Genomic DNA, 7,457 nt, shown 5'->3' on the forward strand with positions numbered 1-7,457 from the left:
GAGAATCTTCTACTTATTTGACAATTCCAACTGATTTTCGAAGAACACAATTTGATGCCAATTTGATGTATTATTACATGGCGGATGACTTCGATGATCACATGCCAGACGTTCAATACTCGTTAAATGAATTTGTGCGTTTTGCCAAAGAATACACAGAAACACAGCAAAAAAATAAATTTGAAGAGCGCTTGGAAGAAGCGAAAGAAAAGCAAAAGAATCGTACATCGATGACTGAATCTGAAATAGCGAAAAACAAAGGAAAGACACTTTAGAAGATAGGAGAAAGATATGATTAATAATGTGACATTAGTCGGCCGCTTAACAAAAGATCCTGACCTGCGTTACACACAAAGTGGAACAGCAGTTGGACAATTTACGTTAGCAGTTAATCGTAATTTCACGAATCAACAAGGAGATAGAGAAGCAGATTTTATTAATTGTGTTATTTGGCGTAAAGCAGCTGAATCTTTCGCTAGTTATGCACGTAAAGGTACCTTAATTGGTTTAACAGGACGTATACAGACAAGAAATTACGACAATCAACAAGGGCAACGCGTATATGTGACAGAAATTGTTGTAGAAAACTTTCAATTGTTGGAATCAAAAGAAGTAAACGAGCAACGTAGAAATAGTAAGCCAGATCAAGCGACTTTTGATAAACAGCCATCGGTTAAACCAGACCCCCTCGATCCGTTTGAACCAGGAGTTAGTTCAATAGATATATCAGATAGTGATCTTCCTTTTTAAAAAATATTTAATCGAAAAAAGTAAGTAACAGTTAAGGTTGCTTACTTTTTTTTGTAGAAAGGAAGATTTTTAGAATGAAACAAATACCGGAAGAAGAATTAGAAATATTAAAACAAACAAAGCAGCAACTGGATCAACAATTAAAAAAAAGAATCTATAGAACTTGAGGAACTTAAAAATGAGATAATCGAGGCAAAGATTCGTCGAATTGTTTTAGAAGAATTAATGAACTTCTATATTTAATTTTAAAATAAAATTTTATCAATTTGGGAGGGTTTCAGTTGGAACAAAGAGAGATTGTTCATCGCTACTATGTGTTGGGCGCAAGTACTTTAGACAAAGTGATGAAAGTGCTACTGCACCTTTCATCAGACAGTGTTTTAGCCTTAAAGGACAGGTTGATCCCCTTAAAAGGAGAGAATAATCTATATAAACTGATGAATCGAGAAGATCCACTGACTTCGTCACAATTACATGAAAAAGTGAACTTAGCAAAGTTAAAAGAACAATTGGAAGCCCAAGGGCTTCCTTTTGCGTTTAAACAGAACCCAGACGGTACAAACCTATATTTTCGTGTAAAAGATACAGAACTAGCGAAGAAAGCGTTAGAGCACGTGATAACAAGCATTAAGAAGAACCCTCGAATGATCTTACGAAAGCCTAATGCAAAAACATTTGAGGAGCGCTTAGCGCAATTACCAAAACAGCGATACAAAGGAGGGATTCAGCCAACTCAATCAAAAGGGAAAGGAATGAAGGTGTAAATGCAAACGTATAAAAAAGAACTGAAACCTTATTTAATTGGGGCAGTGGTACTTTTTGTTCTTGGTTTTGGGATAGGAAATTTCTTCTGGTTATTGCCAGGAACAGATTTTTTTTCAAAGTCTAATTTCTTATTTACAGAAAATATCTCACTCTATGTTGAACAAAACTTCTTCCTCTTTTTTCTGACACCAAGTTTACTGGCATTTGGCAGTGGGTTGCTAGGTTTTCTATTAGCCCTATTATTCTACGTGCGGGACAACGATCGAGGGGTTTATCGACAAGGAGAGGAATATGGTTCAGCACGGTATGCCACGCTTGCAGAAATGAAAAAATATGAAGACCCGATCCCTGAAGATAATATTATTGTGAGTCAAAATGTAAAAATCAGTCTCTTTAATGATCGTTTACCAATCAAGCTACAAAAAAATAAGAATATCGCCATTCTAGGTGACTCTGGAGCGGCCAAAACGTTAGCTTTTATCAAAACCAATCTTATGCAACGACATGCCAGCTTTATCACAACAGACCCAGACGGTGGGATATTGCCAGAGATTGGACTTTTATTGAAAAAAGGCAAGTACAAGATTAAGGTCTTAGACTTAAATACGTTGTCAAATAGTGATACGTTCAATGTTTTTGAGTATATGCACTCCGAATTAGACGTGGACCGAGTTTTAGAAGCTGTCACCGAAGCAACAAAAGAAGGGGAAAAAACGACCGGGGACGATTTTTGGATAAAAGCCGAAGGTTTATTGGTTCGCTCTCTTATTGCGTACTTATGGTTTGACGGTCGCAGAAATGATTATACGCCACATTTAGGAATGATTGCGGACATGTTACGCCACCTAAAACGAAAAGATAAAAATGTACTTAGCCCAGTGGAAGAATGGTTTGAGGAGTTAAACGAGGCCATTCCTGACAACTACGCTTACCGACAATGGACCTTGTTTAACAATTTGTATGAGAGTGAAACGAGAGCCAGCGTTCTAGGGATAGCTGCTGCACGTTACTCTGTTTTTGACCATGAAGAAGTGGTCAATATGATTCGTACAGACACGATGGATATTGGTTCCTGGAATGAAGAAAAAACAGCGGTGTTTATTGCGATACCTGAAACTAATACGTCGTTTAATTTTATTGCGGCGTTGATGTTTGCGACAGTCGGAGAAGTGTTGCGAAATAAATCAGACCAAGTACGTTTAGGAAAACGAGCACTAGAAGAAGGCAAAGAACTCCTACATGTCCGCTTCTTAATTGACGAATTTGCCAATATTGGCCGAATTCCTCACTTTGAGAAAATGTTGACCACGTTTCGTAAGCGAGAAATGTCGTTTACCATTGTTTTACAATCTTTGAACCAATTACAAACGCTTTATCGCAATGGGTGGCAAAACATTTTAAATGGCTGTGCGTGTTTACTATACCTAGGTGGGGACGAAGAAGAAACCACCAAGTATCTGTCTGCACGTGCAGGGAAACAAACGTTATCCATTCGGAAACATAGCATGAATAAAGGAAATCAAGGTGGAGGATCTGAAAATCGCGATAAATACGGGCGCGATTTGATTGACAGGAGTGAAGTTGCGCTTATTGGAGGAGACGAGTGCCTGGTTTTTCTATCAAAAGAGCATGTTTTTAAAGATAAAAAATTCTATGCTTTTCAGCATGACCGAGCAGATGAACTAGCAACAGGACCGACTGATGATAAGTGGTATACCTGGCACCGTTATATGACTCCAGAAGAAGAAATTTTAGACAAAATAGCGGCTGAAGATATTATTGATCATGAGACTGTCGCTGATGAACGCACAGAAGTGAATTAGAAGAAGGAGAATATTTATGGAGTACCATCAAAAGTTAAAGAGGGCTACTACGATTGAAGAAGTGCAAGAAATTTATAATGAAGAATTTAAAAACATGGTGGCAGAGATTGAAGAACAATTCATTGCGGAAGGAAGAGGGCAACAGCTAGTTTATGCTGATGGTTGCATTGACCCAAGTTTAACTATAGCTGATATACACTTATTGATTTATGCAGAAAATCAAGCAGAACAGCTAAGTAAAAACAAATCAGAAGGATTAATGATTGAATCAAACCATGATTCGTTTATAGAAGAAAGACTAGAAGAATTAAAAAAAGGAATGATTGTAAATGATGAGAAAACAAGAAATTGAAGTCGTTTCGTTGAATATTATAAAGTATTATTTTCTAGCTATCAGGGAATTGGATTTCCCAGGGTATGACAAACCATTTAAACAAATAGATGTAGAGCTATTTATCAAACTAGCAGATTATATGGAAAATTTACCAAACCTTACCGACCTGTTAATCATTGACTACTTAGAAATGTTGAAAGATTACTTGTTGTCTGTTGAAAACGAAAAGTATTCTCGAACCGTTCAGCGTATGGTTAGGCGTATGAAAGAAGAGCTTGAAAAAGTAAGTTAAGAAGCAAATCAAAAAAAGAAAAAAGAAAAATTGATTATTTACAGGAGGTGAAGAAGATGCCTACAACACATACTCAACGACAAAAAATATTAGAGGAAATTGAACAAAAAAGTATTGTGGATGTCGCAGAAAGTTTAGGAATAACACTTGTACGACAGGGACAAAGTTATACCTGGTCAGAGCACGATAGTTTTGTTTTAACTCCTAAAAAGAATGCTTTTTATTGGAACTCTCGCCAAGTTGGTGGTGGGAGTATTAAGCTTGTTCAAGTGATAAAAGAGTGTACGTACGCTGAAGCATTGCAGTATTTACAGACCGTAGAAGCAGGGGCTGTTGAAACGTTGAAAGAACCTACTCCGACGAACTTTCATTATTATATGAAAGAACATACACAACAAAATGCCACCATTGATTACTTGCTTCAGGAACGTAAGTTATCAAGAGAAACGATTGATTTCTTTTTTGAACAAAACCTCATGGCACAATCCACGTATACAGATAAAGAGACCGGACAAAGTGAACCAGTAATAGTCTTCAAGCACGTTGGTCTTGAAGAAAAAATCAAAGGCGTTGCCTTACAAGGTATTTGGGAAAATAAGAAGCTACATGGCGAACGAGGACGGTTAAAGCGTGTCTGGGGAAATGGCTATTATGGGTTGACTGTTCGTGTAGGGTATCCACCAAAAATTGCAGAAGCTACGTCAGAAAAGCCAATCAAAATCATTGTTTTTGAAGCGCCTATAGATCTCATGAGTTATTACGAATTAAAAAAAGAAACGATTGGAGATGCGGTATTATTTTGTGCGAATGGACTTAAAAAGGGCGCAGTATCTACGCTTATTGCCAATGAAATTGGCTCTTATGTCAAAGAGGAAGAAAAACCAACCGTTCTTGAACAATTAGAAAAGTCGAAACTAACAACGGAAAAAGTCCAACTTGTTTTGGCTGTAGATAATGACGAAGCAGGGAAGAAATTTATTCAACAATTTTCAAATAGCTGGTGTCCAATTACTCTTGACCAACCTAAACTAATTGAAGGAAAAAGTAAAACAGATTGGAACGATATTTTAAAGCAAACAAAGAATGAAACAAAGAAAAAAGAAGCAAAAAAACGATCCAGAGAAAGGAATAAAGAAATGTCTGAAAAAACACAAATGAAGAAAAAAAGCCAACCAGAAATCACCTTGGAAGAGATAATTAAAAAGAAAGATTATCAAAAATTATCGCAGCATTTGAACGACGGGATCAAAGGGTATTTAACAAGTGATACGTTTAAAAACTATTTAGATTTTGCTTCAAAATTTCATAAATATTCGTCAAAAAATATTCGTTTATTGTTGGCACAAAATCCAAATATACGTCGTGTAGCTGGTTACAATGCGTGGAAAAAGTTAGATCGTCAAGTAAAAAAAGGCAGCAAAGCACTGTATGTGTATGCCCCTTATTTTAAAGATAAAGTCGATAAGAATGGGGAAAAAGTTACGGATGAAAATGGAGAAATTGTCAAAGAGACGCGCTATTTTTTAACGCCTGTCTTTGATGTAGAACAAACGACAGGCGCAGAGTTGCCACAGCTTGTTTATAATCTGGAAGAGAATCTTAGCGACGGTAAAACATTCACCAGAACTTACAATGCGTTAGTTGAGATTTGCCCAGTTCCAGTAACTGTCACGTCTATTGCAAGTGGTGCGAATGGGTATTATGATCCAACGAAAAAAGAAGTTGTCCTCCAACAACATTTAGGAGAAGTGATGACTTTAAAAGTCTTACTTCATGAAATGACGCATGCCATGCTTCACCCAGATTCGCAAGCGATATTTGGAGATGACGTTTATTCTCGACAAGAATTTGAAGCGGAATCAGTTGCCTATATTGTCTCCCGTCACTTAGGGCTGGATACGTCCTCGTATTCTTTTGGTTATCTTTCTTCTTGGACGAAGCAAGGAGAAAAGTTAGAAGAATTTACGCAATCATTAGAAACAATCACGAAAGAGGCGCGCACTCTAATTGAAAAAGCCGACCATGCTTTATCCATAGAAAAAGGCATTCAACTTCCCCAAAATAAATTTGAAGAACGTTTATTGAATGCGAAGAAAAAAGAAACTGAAGTGGGAAAGTTACAAGCTAACGAGCAAAAAAGGCAAAAAAATGAACCAAAAATTTCTGCTCAAATAGCAAATCCCACTCGATTTTAAAAACAAATAATAAGAGAAAAGGAGAAAACAAAATGGACCAATTAACGGACGAAAGTAAATTTATTTTGACACAATTTTTCTTGGCAGACCCGCTTAGTGACCAACCAAGAGTCCACCAGAAAAAGAAAGAAAAATCAAAAGGAACGGTGCTAAAAGAACTGGATACGTTGATTCATGATTTTAAAGAAAAAGAATTAGAAATTGATTTATTTCCTTACGAAGAAGCAGCTACTTATTTACGAAAGTTGAAAGGAAATGACGCGTATTTAGTCTTTCTGGATGAGTTATTAGCTCCTTATCAATAAGAAAGAAAAAACAAAGGTCAAAAATGGTAAGTCGAAACGTCAATAAACGTCAAAGTGCAGCGATGGGGATTGGGGGAACCCCAAAAATTTGAACGACTCCTACCAGTATTTTTGGTAGGGGTCATTCAAAATACCGTTAATGGGTACCCATTAACTACGCTTGCAAAAGGTGAAAACCCGCTTTATGAGGGTTGAGGAAAAAGTTTGTTTTTCTTCAAGATGGGTGCAGGGAAGAAGCCGGGTCTTCCCTGCTCTTTTGATTTTTACTATATATAGATTAGGATGGTCGGAAGGAGCAAGTAATGTCGGATTTCTGTCAATTTTGAAAAAAAGCATTTTATTTTTAACTATCAAGAGGTGAATAACAATGGGAAAAGAGAAACGGGAACGTCCAATTCAAAAAAAAGTTCGCTTCAATCAAAAAGAATTTGAGTACATTAGAAAGAGAATAGAACAAAGTCCGTTTAACGATTTCCAAAATTATGCTCGCATTCTGCTAATTACTGGAGAAATAACCGTGGTCGATTATTCAGAGCTAGAAAGATTAAATCGTGAAGTCAATCGCATTGGAACGAATATCAATCAGATGGCGAAATTAGCACATAAGTTTGAAGAAATTTCAAAAGAAGACATTCAAGAATTACAATCAATTTTATTTGAACTAAAACAAACAGTATCTAAAAAGTTAGAGACTGAAATAAAAATGGAAAGGATTGTTTAAATGGTTTACACTAAACATTTCGTGATCCATACCATGAAACATTTAAGCCAGGCGAAAGATTATGTAGAACAAGCAACAAAAACACAACTATCAAAAAATGAAACAACAGATTCTCATTTAGACAATTTATTTCCGTATGTTTTTAATGACGATAAAACAATGAGTAAACAACTTGTTTCTGGTCATGGAATCACTATTTTAGAAGATGCAGCGAACGAATTCTTGTTAACTAAGGAAAAGTTTGCGAGAAGAAAAGGCACGCATATTATTTT

The 7,457-nt window shown here is 36.3% G+C and carries 8 protein-coding genes and 2 pseudogenes; all 10 read left to right on the forward strand.

Translation table 11 applies throughout. The features are described 5' to 3' along the window. Positions 1–275, forward strand: a pseudogene (locus KQI94_RS14810) (hypothetical protein); the annotation flags it as partial. Positions 276–291: 16 nt separating this feature from the next. Continuing rightward, on the forward strand, positions 292–750 hold the full coding sequence (gene ssb, locus KQI94_RS14815; RefSeq protein ID WP_174091591.1) for a single-stranded DNA-binding protein: 459 nt from the start codon (positions 292–294) through the stop codon (positions 748–750). Between the two features lie 281 nt (positions 751–1,031). Next, entirely contained in the window at positions 1,032–1,514 is a 483-nt protein-coding gene (locus KQI94_RS14820; protein ID WP_174091590.1) for a DUF3801 domain-containing protein, read from the forward strand. Further along, positions 1,515–3,338, forward strand: coding sequence for a type IV secretory system conjugative DNA transfer family protein (locus KQI94_RS14825; RefSeq protein ID WP_198764317.1), 1,824 nt, complete (start codon positions 1,515–1,517; stop codon positions 3,336–3,338). A gap of 16 nt (positions 3,339–3,354) precedes the next feature. Next, entirely contained in the window at positions 3,355–3,690 is a 336-nt protein-coding gene (locus KQI94_RS14830) for a hypothetical protein (protein WP_002367926.1), read from the forward strand. Continuing rightward, positions 3,668–3,964, forward strand: a complete 297-nt coding sequence (locus tag KQI94_RS14835) for a hypothetical protein (protein ID WP_174115911.1) — start codon at positions 3,668–3,670, stop codon at positions 3,962–3,964. Before KQI94_RS14830 ends, KQI94_RS14835 begins: the two co-directional genes overlap by 23 nt. A 56-nt stretch (positions 3,965–4,020) precedes the next feature. Beyond that, positions 4,021–6,159 (forward strand): ArdC-like ssDNA-binding domain-containing protein, encoded by a 2,139-nt coding sequence (locus KQI94_RS14840; protein WP_198764689.1) that lies wholly within the window; start codon positions 4,021–4,023, stop codon positions 6,157–6,159. A 32-nt stretch (positions 6,160–6,191) separates the two neighbouring features. Continuing rightward, on the forward strand, positions 6,192–6,464 hold the full coding sequence (locus tag KQI94_RS14845; RefSeq protein WP_002367930.1) for an LtrD: 273 nt from the start codon (positions 6,192–6,194) through the stop codon (positions 6,462–6,464). Between the two features lie 367 nt (positions 6,465–6,831). Further along, positions 6,832–7,185 (forward strand): plasmid mobilization relaxosome protein MobC, encoded by a 354-nt coding sequence (gene mobC, locus KQI94_RS14850; RefSeq protein WP_010784498.1) that lies wholly within the window; start codon positions 6,832–6,834, stop codon positions 7,183–7,185. Next, a pseudogene (locus tag KQI94_RS14855) lies at positions 7,186–7,457 on the forward strand (transcription elongation factor GreAB); the annotation flags it as partial.

The organism is Enterococcus sp. S183_ASV_20 (assembly GCF_018919685.1).
Lineage (GTDB): Bacteria > Bacillota > Bacilli > Lactobacillales > Enterococcaceae > Enterococcus > Enterococcus faecalis.